The sequence below is a fragment of the Chryseobacterium indologenes genome (genome assembly GCF_001295265.1).
GTDB classification, from domain to species: domain Bacteria; phylum Bacteroidota; class Bacteroidia; order Flavobacteriales; family Weeksellaceae; genus Chryseobacterium; species Chryseobacterium indologenes_A.
In genome coordinates, this window is the sequence record NZ_LJOD01000005.1 from 18,243 (window position 1) to 39,910 (window position 21,668).

The 21,668-nt window shown below is 38.8% G+C and carries 15 protein-coding genes; 11 read left to right on the top strand and 4 right to left on the bottom strand.

Annotated features, from left to right (window positions below):
- Positions 1-249: 249 nt before the first annotated feature.
- From AOB46_RS09070 to AOB46_RS09080, 3 genes are all read right to left on the bottom strand, one after another.
- On the bottom strand, positions 250-3,693 hold the full coding sequence (locus tag AOB46_RS09070; protein WP_062698526.1) for a T9SS type A sorting domain-containing protein: 3,444 nt from the start codon (positions 3,691-3,693) through the stop codon (positions 250-252).
- A 235-nt stretch (positions 3,694-3,928) separates the two neighbouring features.
- Positions 3,929-5,068: an EpsG family protein gene (locus AOB46_RS09075; protein WP_241489183.1), complete on the bottom strand. Its 1,140-nt coding sequence runs from the start codon at positions 5,066-5,068 to the stop codon at positions 3,929-3,931.
- Entirely contained in the window at positions 5,065-6,075 is a 1,011-nt protein-coding gene (locus tag AOB46_RS09080) for a hypothetical protein (RefSeq protein ID WP_062698528.1), read from the bottom strand. Before AOB46_RS09080 ends, AOB46_RS09075 begins: the two co-directional genes overlap by 4 nt.
- Before the next feature lie 172 nt (positions 6,076-6,247).
- On the opposite strand from AOB46_RS09080, the gene AOB46_RS09085 reads away from it, so the two are divergent.
- The 5 genes from AOB46_RS09085 to AOB46_RS09105 are packed head-to-tail and all read left to right on the top strand — an operon-like array spanning position 6,248 to position 12,905.
- Positions 6,248-9,925, top strand: coding sequence for an MMPL family transporter (locus tag AOB46_RS09085; protein WP_241489184.1), 3,678 nt, complete (start codon positions 6,248-6,250; stop codon positions 9,923-9,925).
- A 43-nt stretch (positions 9,926-9,968) separates the two neighbouring features.
- The gene (locus tag AOB46_RS09090; RefSeq protein WP_062698533.1) at positions 9,969-10,883 is read left to right on the top strand and encodes a hypothetical protein; all 915 of its coding nucleotides are present in this window, start codon (positions 9,969-9,971) and stop codon (positions 10,881-10,883) included.
- A 1-nt stretch (position 10,884) separates the two neighbouring features.
- The gene (locus tag AOB46_RS09095; protein ID WP_062698536.1) at positions 10,885-12,024 is read left to right on the top strand and encodes a beta-ketoacyl-ACP synthase III; all 1,140 of its coding nucleotides are present in this window, start codon (positions 10,885-10,887) and stop codon (positions 12,022-12,024) included.
- Entirely contained in the window at positions 12,024-12,455 is a 432-nt protein-coding gene (locus AOB46_RS09100; RefSeq protein WP_062698538.1) for a hypothetical protein, read from the top strand. Before AOB46_RS09095 ends, AOB46_RS09100 begins: the two co-directional genes overlap by 1 nt.
- 6 nt (positions 12,456-12,461) lie before the next feature.
- Positions 12,462-12,905, top strand: a complete 444-nt coding sequence (locus AOB46_RS09105) for an ABC transporter permease (RefSeq protein WP_062698540.1) — start codon at positions 12,462-12,464, stop codon at positions 12,903-12,905.
- 331 nt (positions 12,906-13,236) lie between these two features.
- On the opposite strand, the gene AOB46_RS09110 is transcribed toward AOB46_RS09105, so the two are convergent.
- Positions 13,237-16,149: a M16 family metallopeptidase gene (locus AOB46_RS09110; protein ID WP_062698541.1), complete on the bottom strand. Its 2,913-nt coding sequence runs from the start codon at positions 16,147-16,149 to the stop codon at positions 13,237-13,239.
- A gap of 263 nt (positions 16,150-16,412) precedes the next feature.
- Between AOB46_RS09110 and AOB46_RS09115 the strand changes: the two genes are divergently transcribed.
- The 6 genes from AOB46_RS09115 (at position 16,413) to AOB46_RS09140 (ending at position 21,498) form a co-directional block, all read left to right on the top strand.
- Positions 16,413-16,817 (top strand): hypothetical protein, encoded by a 405-nt coding sequence (locus AOB46_RS09115; protein ID WP_062698543.1) that lies wholly within the window; start codon positions 16,413-16,415, stop codon positions 16,815-16,817.
- Positions 16,818-16,878: 61 nt separating this feature from the next.
- Positions 16,879-17,874 (top strand): BtrH N-terminal domain-containing protein, encoded by a 996-nt coding sequence (locus AOB46_RS09120; RefSeq protein WP_062698545.1) that lies wholly within the window; start codon positions 16,879-16,881, stop codon positions 17,872-17,874.
- A 1-nt stretch (position 17,875) separates the two neighbouring features.
- Positions 17,876-18,634, top strand: a complete 759-nt coding sequence (locus tag AOB46_RS09125; protein WP_062698546.1) for an ABC transporter ATP-binding protein — start codon at positions 17,876-17,878, stop codon at positions 18,632-18,634.
- Positions 18,621-19,889 (top strand): ABC transporter permease, encoded by a 1,269-nt coding sequence (locus AOB46_RS09130; protein WP_062698548.1) that lies wholly within the window; start codon positions 18,621-18,623, stop codon positions 19,887-19,889. Before AOB46_RS09125 ends, AOB46_RS09130 begins: the two co-directional genes overlap by 14 nt.
- Positions 19,890-19,939: 50 nt before the next feature.
- Positions 19,940-20,368, top strand: coding sequence for an acyl-CoA thioesterase (locus tag AOB46_RS09135; protein ID WP_062698550.1), 429 nt, complete (start codon positions 19,940-19,942; stop codon positions 20,366-20,368).
- Entirely contained in the window at positions 20,365-21,498 is a 1,134-nt protein-coding gene (locus tag AOB46_RS09140) for a beta-ketoacyl synthase N-terminal-like domain-containing protein (RefSeq protein WP_062698950.1), read from the top strand. Before AOB46_RS09135 ends, AOB46_RS09140 begins: the two co-directional genes overlap by 4 nt.
- Positions 21,499-21,668 lie beyond the last annotated feature (170 nt).

A 21,668-nucleotide genomic window follows, 5' to 3' on the forward strand; every position in this document is an offset into this window, starting at 1 on the left:
TTTGCAAAAGTAAAGCTTTTTTATTATATACATTTTGTTATATCTGTTTAATTTGACAATTAGATAGGCTTAACATATATTCCGGAAAGCACTTCCAAAGGAACCAAGTTACTTATACTGTACCTGTTAGGTTAAAAAACAAGTCAGGAAATAGAATTTTTCATCAATGGTGATAGATGTAAAATATGCCCATATAAAAAGCAGGACGGAGTTTCCGTCCTGCTTTTAACATGATTCTGATTATAAATCCTATTGTTTAATGACCTTCACTGCTGTTTTAGAATTATTTATCCTGATCAGGTACACTCCGGGAATTAAAGAAGAAATATTTGTTGTTCCATTCTCAAATTTTCCGGATTTCACATGTTGTCCTGACACATTGTACATCTGATAATAATAATCTTTCCCCTGCTCTGCCTTAATATGGAGGACATCTTTAACCGGACTTGGAAATAACGTGATTTTTGTCTCCTCCATTTCTTTCACATCTGAAGCATTAACTGCATCAGGAAGTTTATTTAAAGACATCGACATAATCTGAGAGCCCGGAACAGGCCCCTCTTCTTCTCCTTCTGCGTTATATTTTATTTTTACACATCGGCAGCTCATTCCGAAATAGGGGTCATTGTTGTCATGAAAAACAATGAAACGATTTGCCGTAGAAGCAGTATTAAATAAAATATTGACGGGTCTTCCTATATAATTGGAAGCCAAAGCTGCTGCCCATACTCCCGGAGACTGATAATTAATGACATTCAATGTTCCCTGAGGAGACTGATTTCCCATTACACTCCTGAATCCCCGTGATCCTGCATTCGGATAATTTCCCGTTACATAGGAAGCATTGATAAACATATACCCAATGGTAGAAGTAGTAGACGGGTTTCTGACTCTTACTCCTGAATAATCCGTGATTGCACTGTAAGAGGTGGCTATATTTTTATCTTTCTTATACCACGGAGTCTGTCCGAAATCCTGAAGTGAAACAAGCGAAACACTGGTAAGATCCGGAATTCTCCAGCCTTCAGGGCATGGGTCAAAAGGTGATTTTTTACCACCGTGCCCCCATCTGTCCGGTGCCATATTGGGTTCTGTGGAAAGCCAGTCTGTTCCATTGGTATAGTTGGGATTCCCGCTGTTGAAAGGAGCAAAGGTACTCGGGATCATATATACCAGGGGATTTTTTACAGAATAAGACAATATTTTTGCCACTTTATCTGCAGGTTTGTCTGAATCCTGCATATTGGAAGCAGCGGCATAAGTATTAAACGGGATAATATAATTTCCGGCGAGATTATTATAGGCCGTGGGCGTAAGCGTGGTGTAGCTTATGGTTCCGGCATCTGAAGCCTTTCCTAAATAAATATTATAGGAACTTCTGTTATCGGCATTCTGAAAAACAGGAATCGGATCTTTCCGTCCCCACTGGTAATGCATTCCGGCAGACGCTCTAATTTTTGCAAGTTCGGCTGTATTAGGCGTTAGAGGATTGGCTACAATTGGAAAAGCTTCTGTTGCTCCGAGGTTTCTATCCATAAATTCTGTTTTGAGCACTACATCTGCCTTATCAACGTAATTAACATAATTGGTAGCTTCCAAAGCGGGAATTTCCGTGGTATAAGTATAGGAATTTAAGCCTGTATCGGTAACCCAGACGTGCCAGCTCCAATAAACAGGAGCCGAGATGCTTCCGTTATGCAGGGTTACTACAGCATTTCCACTCTGATTAGGATTAATCTCCACCGCTATCCGGGAACTGCTCAGACCTTGGAGTGAGGAGGGATTAGCGTTAATCATAAAAATCCTGTTGATCAGGCCAGTATTTGTAGTCCAGAGCACATTCGCTTTTAAGCTGCTGAAGCTTGAAGAATTCAGGATTTCAGGATTATTCAGCATCTGGCTTTGTATTGAGAACGCTTTACTCACCGGAATTTCAATTGTGAAAGGCTGTGTACTTCTGACGGCCTGATAGGTATTCGGATTATCTATTCCCTCTCTGTATTCTACAGGAGGAACCAGGTATTCCGTAGGGAAGTCATAGCTGTTGACATTATACAGGGGATCTTTTATACATCTGCATCCATTGGCATCCGAAGTATACATTCCAGACATAGGCATGTACAAGAATCTACCTTTAATATTGGGATAGCCCGGATCAGGAATATCAGGTTGCCCTTTATCCGGGATCATTGTCAGCCCTCTTACACTTACTGCCGGCGAAGCATCAAAATGTCTGGTAAGTGTGGCGGTCCACAACGCATTATGATGCTGATCACTATACTGCCCAAGATGAGCTGTCCGGATAAGCTGTCCGGATCCCGGGAATATTCCCATATTCAAACCACCTACGTTTGAAAGATCGAAGCCTAAATTAGGATACACTTTAAAACCTGTCATAAATGCGGGAGCTCCCATATCGGTTGGCTTGATAATATGGTATCTATTGGCTTCAAAAATATTTTTTGGCATATCTGTCCGGACTCCGAAAGGTGAAAAATCTATTCTTATATCATCGGCATAGGATTGGGAGGCAAGGTTAGCAACCAGCATAGAGGGAATCCTCCAGCCATTGGGGCACGGATCGTAAGGAGATTTATCCCTGTAAGGCTGCGCACTGCCGTTGTTATTATAGTCTGCATTGATTTTTCCCTGTGAATTATCAGACCATAAGTTCAATTCTGCCAGCCGGCTGTCTGCCATTCCGGTTATTCTTCCGAACCAGTTGACCGGTAAATTGAAATTGTTGTTATAATAGGCCTGGCCACTGTTATCATCTTTATTAATATAGATAAGACTTAATGGATTCCTCACCGAAAGCATAATGTTTTTGCTGACTTCTGCATTGGAGAGCAAAACAGTTTTCGTGAGAGCATCTATATTTACCGCGTTGATAAAGTTCTTTGCCCCTCTGTGCCTTATTCTTCCTATTGATCCTGATACTTCATAAAAATCATTCGCCCGTGTTATTAAAGGAGGAATGGGATCTTTTCTTCCCCATTGGTACAGTAATCCACTACTACGGCTCCAGTCTGAGGAAGTGATAGAGCTGCTCAGTGCCCCGAGATTACGGTCCATCCATCCCCAATCAGCATCAGGAACAGGTTCTATTGTTCCGTCGGACCGAAGTCTTTTAATGTCATTAAAACTTTTATAAGAAGACCCATTAGTAGGATCATCTGTTACCCAGATGTGCCAGCTCCAGTAAATCTCTCTGTCTACCTTAAGTGCTATAACTGCATTTCCTTTTTTTGTTTTGTTAATGGGTACTTTTATTTTTGCATTTTCTCCTGAATCAAGAATTTCTAATGAGTAATCAGGTCCGGATCTGATCATTCCGTGAGCATCTTCCCATAATACTTCTGCTGCCATTTTTCCGGATGGAATTCCGCTTCCTTTAAGATACCCTCCATCTGCCCACATGGCAAAAGCTTTTTTTACAGGAATAATCAATCCTTCTGCGGGAAGGGATGGGTCAAAAATGTAGCTGTTCGGGGCTTTTGTCCAGTCGGGAGTTTCGGCTTTAAGGGACTGGCCGGGGACTCCCCTGTTCACTCCATCTCCTTTATGCTTATACTTCCCTTCTGTATGTTCTGCAAAAGAAGGGTTTGCTTTTGCTTCTATCCCGTTTTGGGCATAGATAATCGTCGACACCAGGCAATACACTGCCGCCAAAGTTTTAACCAATTTTTTCATATCCTTAAATCTGTGTGTGTTGCAATAGAAAATGCAATTTTTAAGCCTCAAATAAAAATAACTCTAATACAATATCAACAACAAAACAATATTAATATTATATTGAAAACAAAATAATATTAAATAATTATTAACACAACCACATCAACCTTCAATTATTTAAAAAAAATAATACAACAAAAAAGACAGCTTAAAGCTGCCTTTTATACTATTTTAGATTTAAAAACCGATCTGATTACGGGAGTATATGATTCTTATAGAGATCTACTGTAAATCGTCCAATCTTAATATTATTAAAGAATCCGAACACAACAAAATTGAAGACAACAAGAGAAATAATGAATGCATAGATTGTTTTTTTCATTCCATCCGAAACCACATACATAGAATTGATGATGATGATATATGAAAATGCGATAAATGCTCCGGCAAGCCTTGAAGAAAATATAGGATTATTCCTGAAGATAAAATAGAAACAAATTCCAACCACGGCATAATTTCTGTGATACTCGTAATAAGGATAGAGTTCTTTCATTTTGGTATCAAAAGCAAACAGAAAAAATGTGAGAATAACCATCATTCCTTCCGGGATACCGAAACCACCGTTCAGCCTCTGCACAGATTCTTCCATATATCCGCTGAAACCTTCCACAAGCATATTATCGGATGCCATATCATTCAAAAAGCCACCAAATGTCCTGTACACCTCAAATGGCGACAGAAATACAGAGGTAATGATTAAAGCAAGCATTATCGGTTTATTTAACGGCACCCTCGCAAGCCAGTACATAGGAAGGAACATATAACATACACTGTGAATTCCCGCTCCGAGAAATATAAAGAAGAGGTAATGCCAGAATTTCTGTTCTTTAATGTAACGTATTGCAAAATAGACAATAAAGGTCCCCAGATTCTGCCTGATCTGGCCACTTTCTCCAACAAAAAAGTTGGGAATAAACATAAACAGGGTAAATGTAAAAGGATAAAAGGTATTATCTTCTGTATACTCTATCTTAAAAATTATTGCAATGATGCCAATAATCAGGGTAAGCATATAAAAAGGAGCATTGAAGATGTTCAGCAGGATCTTATTGATCAAGGTATAGAGCCACTCAACATCAAGACGTTCAGGCCCTTCCATATGAAGCATTTTCATAAAGATACTCTGGTAACTTTTGGTATCTGAGTAGATATAAAGTCCCTTATAACTTCCATAATCCGGCCCTACATTATCTCTGAATCCTACAAGGATGATAAGATAAATTCCGAGATACCAGAACCATTTCTTTTCTACTTTTCTTCCAAATACTTCCTGGATGCTGAAAAACAGCATATAGATCATTGCGATGATAAAATATGGATGCAGTAAACTCATGCTGATTCTGAAGAATTATTAAACTGATAATAGGCAACAATGATCCCTGTGAGAACCAGCGGAAGGAAAAGCCTTACCTCCCAGTAAAGTCCTACCATGGTTATCATCAGAAGATAGGGCGTGGAAAAGAAAAGGTATTTTTCAAAAACAGCCCTGCTTTCACTGTTTGTGCATAGTTTGTATATAAAATAAAGTACTGTGACCGTAAAAATTAATCCCGCCAGGTTAAAAGGGCTTGAAAAATTTCTATCGATATAAATGCCTTCTACAAAAGTCACTGTTTCTTTTCCTACTATCATTCTCAGGATTAAATAAGGAATAATAAAAGCCAGAACCAATGGTACAATTTTCCAGATCACCTTATAATTCCCGGATTTTAATTCTTTTATATTGACAAATACCGCAGCAAAAAAGGCAATATTGAGACAGGCTGTTTCTCTTACAAAGGTAGAGAAAGCGGTAAGCAGAATTAAAAGATAAAAATATACGGGTTTCTGTGTATGGAAATATTTCAAAGTTAAAAGCATTCCTGTCAGATAACAGCACAGTGCGATGGTGTCACAATTCGTGGGCGCGTATTGGGTAATGACAATAAAGAAAATGGACAGCAGATGAATGACTCTCCTTGCATTGATATTCTGAAGAACACTTACTGAACTAAGCCTGTACAAAGCATCCAGCAGCACAGAACACAGTAAAAAGAAAATGCTGTTCATCAAAAAAAGGCCGTGATAGAAAGGGGTTCCATTTTTAGAAAGAAACTCTTTAAAAAAAATAAGGGGGCCATTAATCAATGTATACATCAGATCAGTCATCTGCACACTGAGATAATTCGGGATCACCCGGTAGGCATAAACCGAGGTGAACAAATAAGACGGCGTTTTTTCCGATGTTTTCAGTCTGGTGTAGGACGATTCAAATCCATAGTAAGACATGGCAAACAAAAGAAGAGGGAGTACTATTACAAATAGGAATCCATTTATTTTTTCATCATTCTTTTTCAACATATCTAAAACAGATTCTTATTTTTTTAATAATAATTGAGGTTTAAAATACATTTCGTTAAAAGGGAACTTTTGCAAAAGTAGAATTTTTTTTTATTCTTCCTAGAATATTTTATTGATTTTCAGACAAAACTTATCGTCTAAATGTTTTGAACTAATACTGAAAAATTTAAATTTGCAGACTCGATTTTACAAGGTAATGCATCATTTCTTTATATTTTTATATTATCTGATCTCAAAAAACAAAATTCTTTCTGTAGCTGCTGCTCTGGGATTTGTTTTGATATGTGGTTTTTTTGCTTCAAAAATTAACTTTGAAGAGGATATCAACCAGATAATTCCTAAAAATGAAAAATCTGACCTTACGGCTAAAGTTCTTAAACAGCTCAATTTCTCAGATAAAATCATCGTTATTATAGAGAACAAATCCAATGAAGAAAACTACCATCTTTCGGAGACGGCAGATGCCTTTATGAACAGGATTGAGCCTCTGAAAAAATATATTGGCACAGTACAGGGAAAGGTAAATGACAACGAAATTTCAGAAACCTTTGATTTTGTCAACCAGAACCTTCCGCTTTTCCTTGATGAAAACGATTATAAGGAAATTGAACGTAAACTTCAGAAGGACAGTATCGCCCAACAGGTAGAAAATAATTATATTGCTCTGGCTTCCCCAACAAGTCTGGTTACCAAAGATTTCATTAAAAAAGACCCTCTGGGAATTACGTACCTGGGAATCAAAAAATTAAACGCCTTAAACATCAGCCAGGATTTCAGGCTTGAAGACAATTATATCGTTACCAAAGACGGAAAGAGCCTCCTTCTTTTTATTGAGCCTAAAAATAAAAGCAACGATACTAAAAACAATGAGACTTTTATTGACCAGCTTCATATAATAAAAGAGAATATCAATAAAGAATTCAAAGGAAAAACAGAGCTCAGCTATTTTGGTTCTCCCGTGATTGCTGTAGCCAATGCCAAGCAGATCAAAAAAGATATTCAGAATACAGTAATGATCTCTATGACGGTACTGCTTGTTCTGCTCATCTATTATTTCAGGAACTTTTTCACACCAATTATTGTATTTCTTCCGACTGTATTTTCAGTATTATTTGCCCTTCTGATTCTTTATTTCATCAAGGATAAAATCTCTGCCATCTCGTTAAGTGTAGGAGCTATCCTGATCGGGATCACTATTGATTATGCCCTGCATATTCTTACGCATTACAAACATAACAACAATATTGAAGAACTGTATAAAGAGATTACCCAGCCCATTATATTGAGCAGCGCTACCACAGCTGTATCTTTCCTATGCCTGGTTTTTGTACGTTCTGAAGCATTGAAAGATCTCGGACTTTTTGCTGCCATCACGGTCATTCTTTCTTCAATAACGGCACTCATCATCGTCCCTCAGCTTTATAAACCCAGTGTAAAAGAGGGCAAACCCGGCACAAACTTCATAGATAAGATTGGATCTTATCCATACGAGAAAAATAAGCCATTGATTATAGGCTGCTCTCTTCTCATTGTTGCGTGTCTTTTCGGGTTCAGACATGTTGGATTCAACGAAGACATTGGTGACCTGAATTATATTCCTAAAGAATTAAAAATAAGTGAGGCCAAGCTTCAAAAGCTCTCCGATATTACGTCTAAATCTATTTATACCATTTCTTACGGGGATTCTGAAAACGAAGCCCTGACCAGAAACTCACAGCTGGCCCGTTTCCTTGAAAAGGAAAAACAGCAGGGAAAAATTTTAAGCTACAATTCCCTGGGAAGTGTTGTTCTTTCCGAAAAAGACCAGCAGCAGAGAATAGAAAACTGGAAGAAATTCTGGGATGGAGATAAAAAGAACAAAACCATTTCAGAATTAGTAAACAATGGGAATAAATTAGGCTTTAACAGCAGTGCGTTTACCGGATTTAATGACATTTTAAATAAAAATTATCAGGTATTAAGCCTAAAGGATTACGAAAAGGTAAAAGCCCTGCAGATCTCTGAATTTCTAAGTAGTGAAAAAGGGTTTTATACTGTTTCCAATGTGGTAAAGGTGGATGAAAAGAAAAGAGATGCCTTTATTAAAGATATTGAGAAACAGCATGATGCTCTGGCCATCGACCGCCAGCAGATGAATGAAAACTTTTTAGGACTTCTGAAAAGGGATTTCAGCACTCTGATCAATTATTCTTTACTGGCCATTATCCTGACGATCATTGTTTTCTTCAGAAATTTTGAGCTGACCGTCCTTACAATGTTCCCAATTGTTCTGACGGGAGTGGTAACAGCGGGAATTTTATATTTTCTGGGCCTGGAACTGAATATTTTCAGTACCGTGGTATGTACTCTGGTCTTCGGAGTTGGTGATGATTTCAGTATCTTCCTTACGAAGGCCATGCAGAAGGAGCATACTACAGGCAAAAATGAACTTCCTACTTACAGGACATCCATTATTCTGGCTGTATTCACTACTATTTTATCAATTGGCTCTCTGATCTTTGCCAAACATCCGGCCCTTCATTCCCTGGCCCTGGTTGCCCTGATCGGAATGTTCTCTGTTATTATTATTACGTCAACATTATATCCTTTCTGGTTCAGGCTGCTGATTATCAACAGAGCGAAAAAAGGGCTTTCCCCGATTACTTTCAGGCTGTTTGTCCGTTCTGTATTTTCCTTTATATACTACGGACTGGGAGGATTTGTATTTTCACTGATCGGAAGTATTTTCATCAGAAAAGCAAAAGGCAGAACTCTGGATTTCATCAAACTGGTTTTGGCTAAATTTTTATCATCCGTATTGCACACAACCCCTTTCGTAAAGAAAAAAGTTATTAAAAATCCGGCGGAAGATTTCAGTAAACCGGCAGTAATCATTGCCAATCATACCTCTTTTCTGGATACTCTTGCCATTGCCATGGCTACCCATAAAATTATATATCTCGTTAATGACTGGGTATATGATTCTCCGGTTTTTGGAAGACTGGTAAAAGCATTAGGCTTCTATCCGGTTTCACAGGGAATAGAAAACGGAAAGGAAAAACTGAAAGAAAAGATTGATCAGGGATATTCTCTGGTCGTTTTTCCAGAAGCAGAGCGTTCTTATACCAACGATGTGAAAAGATTCCACAAAGGAGCATTCTATTTGGCCGAGGAGTTTGGTTTAGATATCCTTACCCTTTACATCCACGGCAATTCGGAAGTTCTTCCTAAAGGAGACTTTATTATCTATGACGGAAGCATTACCGTAAAAGTAGGAGAAAGGATCAGTAAAGACGATATGAGCTTCGGAAAAAACTATTCTGAAAGAACGAAAAAGATCAATGCCCATTTCAGAAAAAAGTTTGCAGAGCTCAGAAATGAAATTGAAGATGAAAATTACTTTAAGAAAAAGCTGTTCTTAAGCTATCTGTATAAGGAAAATGAAGTAGTAAATGAGGTTAAAGAAGATTTTAAAACCAACAAATCCGTTTACTTTGAGCTGAATAAACATATTCCAAAGGATGCCAATATTTTACATATAGCTGATGATTTCGGACAGAAAGATGCTCTTCTTACCCTTTATCAGGCTGAAAGAAGAATATTCTCTCTGATTCAGGATGATGAAAAAAGAACTGTTGCAGCTCATAATTATCTCGTAAAAAGAAGAAAGCTGCATTATGTAAGGGCTGTTTCTGAAGTCACCAAAAGTATTGATGTACTGCTGATTTCAGATAAGAATTTTAATATCAGCCTGCTTCAGGATATTCCCGGGACCATTATTTATCTAAACAGGCCATCTTCTAACCTTAACCATTCAGATTATCATGAGGAATTCAGCTCTGAGGGAATAAAAATATTCAAAAAACAGTAAATAAATATGAAAAGCATATTTTTGTAACCGCTAAAGAATATTAATGAAAAAAAATATACTCGTTATATATTACTCACAAACCGGGCAACTGGAAGATATTGTAAAAAACGTAGCTCAGCCTTTTGAAGCTAAAAAGGAGGCGTATGAAGTTACGTACTACAATATCCGTCTGAAAGAGGATTTCCCTTTTCCATGGCCGGAAGATGTTTTTTTCGATACCTTCCCGGAATCTTATCTTCAGATCCCGAAAGAAATTTTCCCACCTTCTGACGAAATTCTGAATAAAAAATATGACCTCATCCTGTTTGGATACCAGGTCTGGTACCTTACTCCGTCTATCCCGGTCATCTCTTTCCTGAAAAGCGGATTTGCAGAGAAGATCCTGAAAGACACCGATGTGGTTACTATTTCCGGAACCCGCAACATGTGGATGCTTTCGCAGGAAAAACTGAAGGTATATTTAAGAGATTTAGGCGCAAAACTGGCAGGAAATATTGCTTTGGTAGACCGTCATGACAATTATACCAGTGTGCTGACGATCCTTCGATGGCTTACTACGGGGCAGAAAGAAAAGTCAGGGATGCTTCCTGCAGCAGGGATCTCGGATGAAGAAATTTCAGGATCTGTAAAATATGGCCGGATTATAGAAAAGCACCTCACGAACAACAGTTTACAGGAGCTTCAGCCGGAACTGGTAAAGAACGGAGCCATAGAAATCCGCCCTTTCCTGGTACGCGTTGAAAAAGTAGGAAATAAGATTTTTACCGTATGGTCTAACCTGATTATCAAGAAAAAAGAAAAACGTCCATTGCTGATAAAATTCTTTAAGGTATATTTGATGGCGGCAATTTGGGTTATTTCTCCGGTCGTTCTGGTTTTACACTTACTGACAACCCCTATTTTCTGGTTTAAAAGACAAAAACAAAAAAGATATTTACAAGGAATTAATTTAAAATAGAATGTACGACGTATTTATAACAAAAGCATCAGCATATTTACCGAATAACCCGGTATCAAATGATGAAATGGAGGCCTATTTAGGTTTGATTAATGATGCGCCTTCTAAAGCGAGGTCACTGATCTTAAGAAATAATAAAATTACGACAAGATACTATGCTTTAGATAAAGAAGGAAATCCAACCCATACTAATGCACAGCTTACGGCAAATGCTATTGAAGGACTGTTTGATGAAAATTTCAAAAAAGAAGACATGAAGCTGTTATCCGTAGGAACTACTTCTCCGGACCAGATTCAGCCTTCTCACGCTTCTATGGTTCATGGCGAACTGAACATCGGAAAATCTATTGAAATTAACACTGCTACAGGTCTCTGCAACTCCGGAATGAATGCGCTTAACTACGGATTCCTTTCCGTAAAGGCAGGAGTACATGAAAATGCGGTATGTGCAGGTTCCGAAAGAATGTCTGCCTGGATGACCGCAGATAAGTTCAACCATGAAGCTGAAAATTTAAAATTACTTGAAGAAAGGCCGATTATCGCTTTTAAAAGAGAATTCCTGAGATGGATGCTTTCTGATGGTGCAGGAGCTTTCTTATTGGAAAACCAGCCAAGAGAAAACAGCACTTCTTTAAAAATAGAATTCATAGATTTCTACTCTTACGCTCATGAAATTGAAGCCTGTATGTATGCAGGATGCGATAAGCAGGAAGACGGAAGCCTTAAGTCATGGGCTGATTACCCTTCAGACGAATGGCTGAAGCAGTCTATTTTTGCCATCAAGCAGGATACGAAAATCCTTGACAAATACATTCTGGTAAAAGGTGCTGAAAGTTTAAGATCTTCTTTCGACAAACATAATCTTGATCCTGAAAAGATTGACCACGTTCTCGCTCACATTTCATCCGGCTATTTCAAAGAAGGACTTAAAGATGAATTTGCCAAAAAAGGAATGGACTTCCCTGCAGAAAAATGGTTCTATAACCTTTCTGACATCGGAAATATCGGAGCAGGATCTATTTTTGTTGCTTTGGAAGAACTTATGAATTCAGGGAAGCTGAAAAAAGGAGAAAAAGTTCTTCTGTGTGTTCCTGAAAGCGGAAGATTTGCCTATTCATGTGCGTTATTAACGGTTTGCTAATGGAAAACAGACTGCCGACAACCGACAAGGATTTTGTGGAAAGCCTTATTCCGCAACGCTATCCATTTGTGATGGTTCATGAACTGGCTGAATTTTCCGAGGACCGGCTGATCTCCGGATTTGAAATCAAGGAGGATAATATTTTTGTTCAGAACGGTATTTTCCAGGCATCCGGGCTGATTGAGCATCAGGCACAGAGTGTTGCTTTACATACCGGATACAAGTATTATTTATTAGGCAAAGAGGCGCCTACCGGATATATCGGAGCTATTAAATCTTTTGAAACAGATGCTCTTCCTAAAACGGGAGACCAGCTGGTTTCAGAGGTAACAATCCTCAATGAAGTAATGGGGGTAACACTGGTAGATGTTGTTACCAGACTGAATAATGAGATCATTGCAAAGTCTCAAATGAAAACCGCAGTAAAATAACAGGGAATGGAAATCAAGGAAGACCAACTTATCAATATACACAACTTTCTGCCGCACCGCGAACCGATGCTAATGGCAGATTATATCCTGGAATTGACCGAAGACAAGGTTGTAACTTCCTTTGAAATAAAAGAAGACAATGTTTTTGTCCGCAATAACGAATTTGCAGAATGCGGCCTGATTGAAAATCTTGCCCAGACCTGCTCATCCATCATGGGACAAAGCTTCTTTGAAAATCCTGAAGCAGACACCAAAGTGATCGGCTTTATCACCAACATCAAGAAGATTGAAGTTTTTGCTCTCCCCAAAATAGGAGATAAAATTATTTCCAAAGCTTCACTGATCTCGCAGTATGAAAATATATGTAATATTTTCTGTGAAACTTTTCATGATGATGAAATACTGATCCGGGCAGAGATTAATCTTTTTATTCAGGAAGTGAAATCTTAAAAAAGAAATTCAACCGATACAAAACCGTACATCATTGTGCGGTTTTTTTGTTGTATCATAAACAATAGTTTTGGCTAAATGGACAATACTTAGCCCGCCTTACCATCAAAGTATCACAGACTTTCTTTTCGTATTGATAACCTTCAGAGCTTCCCTTTTCCATTTCCCTGCTTCAAGTCTGCATCATCCGGACATTCTTATCCATGAGGGTAAAATAACAATTCCAGGCTCCCTATTTCACGTGAAACATTGCAAAAAATTCAGGAAATTTCCAGCATTAAAAAAGCGGAACATTTCTGCTCCGCTTTTCCAATTATTTAAACCAAAAGAATTAGTATCCGAAGATCTCTTCAAGGGAAACTTCCTGGAACTGTCCCATTTTGTTGATAGATTCCATATTAAGGTTTTCTTTTTTACCGATAATGGCTGTGTTATATTTCACTGGTTTTACCTCAGTGTTATAGAAACTGGTAAGCTGCGGTAATGTCAGCCCCTGGATTTCAGAATAAATATCTTTTCTGATATCATAATCTACACCTAATTTTTTAAGTGCCAGCTGATTGAAGTAAATATTCGTTCTGTTGATCCTGTTAGACGCAATCTGCTTCAATGCAGAACCTCTTGCATTTTCAAACTGCACCGGAATCTGCGGCAGTGAAACCATAAGATCATTCATTGCATTAACCGCCAGAGGAAGTTTATTTGACTGTGTACCAATATAATTCGTGATATAATTAGGACGTCCTTTTTCTGATGCCGTTCCATAAGAAACATAAGCTGTATAAGCCAATGACTTACTTTCTCTGATCTCCTGGAATACAATAGATGAAAGACCTCTTCCGAAATATTCATTGAATACGTTCGCTTTTCCGAAGTTTCCAAGATTTACAGTATTTCCTTTTGCCACTTTAGACATCTCCATCTGCACCATATCATAGTTAGTGAAGTATACTTTTCCTTCAGTAGCCGGTTCCGGATATTCTTTAGCTTTTGCAGGCTGAAGACTGGCTGTTGTAATATAAGGTTTCACAGCTTTTTCCAATCCGGACTGATCCTTTCCGTACAGGAATACTTCATACGGATGCTGGCTCAAAGCTTTAATCTTCTTCGTCAGTTCTGCAGCATCCATACTTTCAAGACGTTCTTTGGAAACAATGTCTGTCATTCTGGAGTTTTTCCCATATTTAGCATAGTTGGAAAGTGCTGCCATGATTCTTGTTTTATCTTTTTTAGCAACCGCTCTTGATTCCAGCATTGTTTTAACGGTTTTGCTGTAGATCTCTTTATCTGCTTTTGCATTCATCATCCAGTGGTTCATCAGCTCCACACCTTTCTTCATGTTATTTTCAAGGCCGCTCAGCGTAACAATGATCTGGTCATTGGAAGCTCTGAAACTGTTAGTAATTCCTAATTTATAGAACTCTTCTTTTAACTGCTCCGGAGTATATTTATCCGTTCCAAGATATTCAAAAAAAGTTAAAGCAACAGAAAGTTCCTTATCATTATCCGTTCCGAAAGGGAAGACATAGCTCACCTGGGCAACATCATTATACTTGTTGTTAACAAAGCTTACTTTCTTATCTTTGATCTGAGTAGTTTGAATAGCCTTCTTATAATCAATAAATTCAGGTTTGATCTCTGCCACTTTTGTACTTAAAATATCTTTAAGGAAAGGAGACTGAGCTTCTCTGTTCAGCTTGATCGGAGTAATCCCCGGATTTTCCACACGGACAAGTTTATCATTTACTCCTTTTTCTTTATTGATTAATACATAATTATCTTTAAAGAAATCGTTCGCGAATTTTACCACATCTGCTTTAGTGATTTTCTCATATTCGTTAATCTCATCCAGTTCCTGCTGCCAGGTTCTTTCGTTGATATAAGAATCGTAAAGATCTGTAGCCAGTCCGTCTGCAGTTTCCCAGGTCTTCATACGCTGTACTTTCTTCTCGTTTACGATTGCCTTCAGCATCCACTCAGGGAACTCTCCTTTTTTAACAAGGTCCAGCTGGTCAAGAAGAAGTTTTTTAGCTTCATCAAAGCTTTGTCCTTCTTTCGGAACTACTACCATTACGAAAGCACCGTATGTTTTATAAGGTGATTCATACGCTCCGGCACCTAGAGCTTTCTGCTTTTGGCTGATATTAAGGTCGATAAGTCCGGCATCACCTCTATTGCTAAGAATTTTGGACACCACATCCGCCAGCCTTGCTTCCTGAGTCCCGTAAGAATCCGTTCTCCAGGCTATCGTCAATCTAGGTGTAGTAGGGCTTTTCACCGTTCTGGTTACAATCTGGGTCATCGGATCTTCACTTACCATTTTCTTCATTGGAAGCTCTTTGTACTTAAAGGAACCGAAATATTGATCAACGAGTTTGATCGTTTTATCATAATCAAGGTCACCTACCAATACAACTGCCATATTGTTAGGAACATAATACGTATCAAAATATTTATGGATAGCCACCATAGAAGGGCTTTTCAGGTGCTCGGAGGTCCCGATTGTAGTCTGCTGTCCGTTCGGATGCTTAGGAAAAAGGGCTTCCAGCATAGCATAGTTTACCAGACGGCCGTCATTATCCTGGGCTCTGTTGTATTCCTCATACACCGCTTCAAGCTCTGTGTGGAAAAGCCGAAGAACCAGTTCCGAGAAGCGCTCTTTTTCTACTTTCAGCCATTTCTCAAGCTCATTGGAAGGGATATTATTTTTATAAACCGTTTCGTCAAGAGAAGTGTGGGCATTCGTTCCCGTAGCTCCCAATGAAGAGATCGCTTTGTCATATTCGTTGGCAATAGCATATTTGGAAGCTTCCTGGGAAACTTCATCAATCTTTTTATACAGTTCTTTCTTCTTCGCCGGATCTTTTTCTGCTTTGTGCTGTTCATAAAGATCAGAGATCTGCTGAAGCAGGACCTTTTCCTTGGCCCAGTCCTGAGTTCCGAGATGTGAAGTTCCTTTAAAAACCATGTGCTCCAGATAGTGTGCCAATCCTGTATTGTCACTTGGATCATTGTTAGACCCCGTTCTTACAGGAATATACGTCTGAATTCTTGGAGCATCGTCATTTTTAGCCAGGTAAACCTTTAAGCCGTTTTTCAGCGTGTATACTCTTACCCCCGTCTGGTCATTTTTTACAGTCTCGTAAGAATATCCCTGACCGTCCGTTATTTTCTGTGTATCAAATTTCTGAGCCATTGCATGCAGCATACAGAAAAGAGAAACAGAAATAAAAAATTTCTTCATAATAGTTATTTATTTTTAATCTAAATTTCTAATTGGGATTAGTCTCTGTAATCAATACAGTTGTTACAATAAAATTATTACATGTTTTGACCTAAAGACCTTTACACAAAAATAGAGCTTTTTCACAGCCAGCTCCTTTGAACACTGTTGATTTTTAACATGATTTACATATTATGTATTTTCACTATTTTAGCCACCTGATTAAAAGAATCAAAACAAGGGAACCTTATTTCATCTGAAATCTAAAAAATAATACTGTTTGCATGAAAAAACAAGACCTGCCTCAGGACGAAAGCAATCTGAAGTCTGCCAACATGACCGAAGTCTTGTATGTGACGGACGAAAACGATAATTACACCACAGCCAACAGTACGGGCTGGGATGCTAAAAAAGCGGCTCTGGACGAGTCTATGGAGCTTATTCATGAAAGAATTGAAGAAGCAAAACAGGATGTTGCCAACGGGAAGGTAAGCCCCATTATCTATTTTATGGAACTGAATAAAATGGATCTTGCCGTACTTGCCGCTTATGTGGGATTATGGAAATGGAGAGTAAAAAGACATGCTAAACCTAAAGTATTTAAATCTCTGAGTGAATCTGTACTGAAAAAATATGCGGATGCATTTGGAATTTCAACGGATGAACTTAAAAACTTCGACGGAAAATAAAATGAATACCATACTCTACGGTACCGGCTCATTTGACAATGAAAAAGACAATAGCTGAAAAATGAAACTAAACTTTGAACACCATCAGACCGCACATTGCGAAAACGGTGTTGCCTCCAATCTTCTGCTTAATAAAGGCTTAAAACTGAGTGAACCCATGATCTTCGGGATTGGTTCCGGACTGTTTTTTGTCTACCTTCCATTTCTGAAAGTAAATTTTGCTCCCGGCTTCAGCTATCGTCCGATGCCCGGTGCTATTTTCAGTAAAGCAGCCAAAAGACTTGGAATTAAAATAAAAAGAGAAAAATTTTCTAATCCGGCAGATGCCCAGAAAGCACTGGAACGAAATCTGGAACATAGTATCCCTACAGGACTTCAGGTAGGTGTTTTCAACCTTACCTATTTCCCTGAAGAGTATAAATTCCATTTTAATGCTCACAATCTGGTGGTATACGGAAAAGAAGACGGGAAATTCCTGATCAGTGACCCTGTGATGGATTACACTACTTCTCTTACTGAAGCGGAACTTGAAAAAGTAAGATATGCCAAAGGAGCTCTTCCTCCGAAAGGCCACATGTACTACCCAACCTATATTCCGGAAAATGTAAATCTGGAAGAAGCCATTAAAAAAGGAATTAAGGATACCTGCAAAAATATGCTTGCTCCTGTTCCTCTTATCGGGGTAAAAGCAATGAGATGGGTGGCAAGAAGCATTCCGAAGTGGGCAGAAAAGAAAGGGACGAAGGTTACCAACCATTATCTGGGACAGCTGATCCGAATGCAGGAAGAAATAGGAACCGGTGGCGGCGGGTTCAGATTTATTTACGGAGCTTTTCTTCAGGAAGCCTCAGTAATTCTTAAAAATGATGAATTAAAGGAACTTTCCAAAGAAATTACCGCCATTGGTGATCTGTGGAGAGATTTTGCCGTTGACATTGCCCGTGTTTACAAAAACAGGAATTCCAAGAGTAATATTTATAACGAGCTGTCGAAATCCATGCTTCATATTGCTGATCTGGAAGAAGCTTTTTATAAAAAACTGAGAAAAGCGATCTGATATGGCAGAGAATATAATTGAGATTAAAAACCTGTATAAAAAATACAAAAACTCCGATGAGTTTTCCGTGAACGACATCTCCCTGAATATCGAAAGAAATGAAGTTTATGGAATTTTAGGACCTAACGGAGCAGGAAAAACCACACTGATTTCCATGCTTTCCGGATTGATTAAGCCTACTTCCGGACAATTTAAGATTAACGGACTGTCTCCTCAGAAAGACAGCTTCAAAATAAAGCAGATCATTGGAATTGTCCCTCAGGAATATGCACTCTATCCTACCCTTACGGCAAGAGAAAACCTTATGTTTTTCGGAAGCCTGTATGGTTTAAAGCATAAATATTTAACCAAAGCTATTGAGGAATCCTTAGAAATCATGGGACTTTCAAAGTTTGCCGATAAAAAGGTAGAGCAGTTTTCCGGAGGAATGAAACGCCGCTGCAACCTCATCGCAGGAACGCTTCATAATCCTAAAGTGTTATTTCTGGATGAACCTACTGTTGGAGTTGATGTTCAGTCTAAAAAAGTGATTATTGATTTCCTTCAGGAACTGAATAAAAACGGAACCTGTATTATTTATACTTCGCATCACCTTTCTGAAGCGGAAGAATTCTGTACCAAGATCGCTATTATTGACAAAGGAAGAATTCATGCCGTGGGAACACCGGAAGAGCTTGTTGCCCGGATCGCCAATGCCGAAAATTTAGAAGATGTTTTCATTTCATTAACCGGAAAAGAATTAAGAGATGTTGTTGTATAAACTGTGGAGAAGCTTTATTAAGGAAATCCTCCTGCTGAAAAGAGATATCGGGGGAATTGTGATTATTTTCGTCATGCCGCTTCTTCTGATCGTAACCATCACCCTGATCCAGGATTCTACTTTCAAAAACCTTGAAGGTTCAAAAATCCCGATCATTTTTATTGATAACGATCAGTCTGAAGTTTCAAAAAATATAAAAAATGAACTGGAAGGCAGCAAAACATTCCAGCTGCTGACCAACTATAATGAAAAATCTGCACAGGATGCTGTTTTCTCCGGAGAATACCAGATGGCAATTGTTATTCCGGAAAATTTAACAAAAGATTTAAATTCAAATATAGATTCCAAAGTTCAGACAATTGTAAGTTCGTTCGGACTGGAAGGAGATTCTGCGAAAACACCGGAAGAAGCCCCAAAAGCCAAGGAAATTCATCTTTACTTTGATCCGGCAACCAATGTCGGGTTTAAAAACTCGGTGATGAATTCTGTGAACAAAATGGTCTTTGAGATCGAAAATAAAAAAATCTACAAAGCTTTTCAGGAACAGCTGGGTACGGAAGAAAACCTTGAGGAAAACAAAAACCTCATCAGCTTTAAAGAAATTACCCCGAAAAAGGGAGCCATGGACGTAATGCCGAATTCTGTCCAGCATAATGTTCCTGCCTGGACCCTGTTTGCCATTTTCTTCATTGTTGTTCCGCTTTCCATTAATCTGGTTAAAGAAAAAAGCCAGGGAACCAGCGTAAGGGCAAGGATCAGCCCTACCCCTTACTTTGTACATATTTTAGGAAAAACCTTTACCTATCTTATTATCTGTATGATTCAGTTCCTGCTGATGGTAGCAGTAGGTATTTATCTTTTCCCGTATATGGATCTTCCGGCTTTTGATGTTACCGGCAAAATGTTCCAGCTCATGACTGTAACCCTGTTTGCAGGATTAGCAGCCATCGGATTCGGAGTGCTGCTGGGAACCCTGGCAGATACGCAGGAACAGTCGGCACCGTTTGGAGCGACTTCGGTAGTGGTTCTTGCAGCGGTAGGAGGAATCTGGGTTCCGGTTTTCCTGATGCCGGAATTTATGCAGACCGTAGCTAAATTCTCCCCAATGAACTGGGGACTCAATGCTTATTATGATATCATTCTGAGAAACAGCGGTATTGCCGGAATTGCTAAAGAGCTGGCTTTATTGCTGGCGTTTTATATTGTGATGGTCTCTATCTCTATTTTTTACGAAAGAAAGCGTCATAATATTTAATATATTTCATCATTAAAATTTCCGGGATTTCCCGGCAGTCATAAAACAAAATGCAGTCTAAAGAAAACAGATTAACCTGTACAGAGGAAGTAAGGGTACGGTTCAATGAAACAGATCCGCTGGGCATTGTCTGGCACGGACATTATATCGTTTATTTTGAAGACGGACGCGAAGCCTTCGGACGCGAACACGGCCTTACCTATCTCGATATTCAGAAAGCCGGATATGTAACGCCTATTGTAAAAAGTACGTGTGAACATTTTCTTCCTCTGAAATATGGGGAAACCTTCAGGATCGTTACCACTTTTGTCAACTCGGTCTCTGCCAAGCTGATCTACAGGTACGAGCTTTTCAACCAGGATGAACAACTGGTATGCAGCGGAGAAACCATCCAGGTATTCTTAGACAGCAACGGAAGCTTATGCTTATATAACCCTGACTTTTTTCAGGCATGGAAAGACAAAATGGGATTATCATGAAAAAGGAAACCTATATTACAGACTACAACTGTATCACTCCCTTAGGATTTGATGTTTCTTCCAACTGGAATGCCCTTTTGGAAGGGAAATCCGGAGTGGCATTACACAAGATCATCAACAGCCAGGATGCTTTCTATGCCTCTATGATTGATTCTGAAAAGCTGGAAGAAGAATTCAGCAGCCGTTTTGAGGATACTCACTTTACAAGGCTTGAAAAAATGTTTCTTCTGAGCCTTGAGCCTTTGATGAAAAGACATCCGGTTACCAAAGAAACAGCTTTCATTTTATCCACCACGAAAGGAAATATCAGCCTGCTGAAGAATCAGTCTGAACTTCCGGAAGGGGTCTATCTTCCCGGGCTGGCACAGAAGATTGCAGATTATTTCGGTTTTACTACAAAGCCTGTTGTCGTTTCCAATGCCTGCGTTTCGGGAGTAATGGCTATTGCTGTTGCTAAAAATATGATTCAGACCGGAAAATATAAAGATGCTTTTGTCGTTGCGGGTGATGAGCTCTCAGAATTTGTAATCTCCGGATTCAACTCATTTCAGGCGATCGGAGACGGACCATGTAAGCCTTATGACAAAAACAGGAACGGAATTAATATCGGTGAAGCTGCTGCAGCCGTTTATATTACCTCTTTTCCATCCGAAAACGAAAAATTAAGGTTTAAAATATCCGGAGATTCTGCGGTGAATGATGCCAACCATATCTCCGGGCCTTCCAGAACGGGAGACGGGCTGTATGCCAGCATCAGAAAAGCGATGGCTGAGGCTGAGGTAACACCGGAACAGATCAATTTTGTTTCTGCCCACGGAACGGCAACCCTGTACAACGACGAAATGGAATCTATAGCTTTCAGCAGAATGAATCTTCAGCATATTCCTCTCAACAGCATGAAAGGCTATTACGGCCACTGCCTGGGTGCTTCCGGGCTTCTTGAAAGCATTATTTCAATGGAAAGTGCCCTTCACGGAACATTAATTCCTTCAAAAAACTTTGAGGAAACGGGTGTTTCAGAACCCTTGAATATCATCAGGGAAAACCAGCAGGCAGAGATTAAGTATATTTTAAAAACAGCTTCAGGCTTTGGTGGATGTAATGCGGCGGTTGTTTTGGAGAAAAAATAAAATAATACCCTTTCAGGATTTTTGAAAGGGTATTTTTATGATGAAATTATTTTAGAATAGAAATTACTGTTTTGTCAGAATAATATTATTAGGTATATCGATAGACGAATCTGTAGGTTTTTGATCAGGAAGAATACCCCGTATTCCTTCTTGATTTTTAACTTCAATTA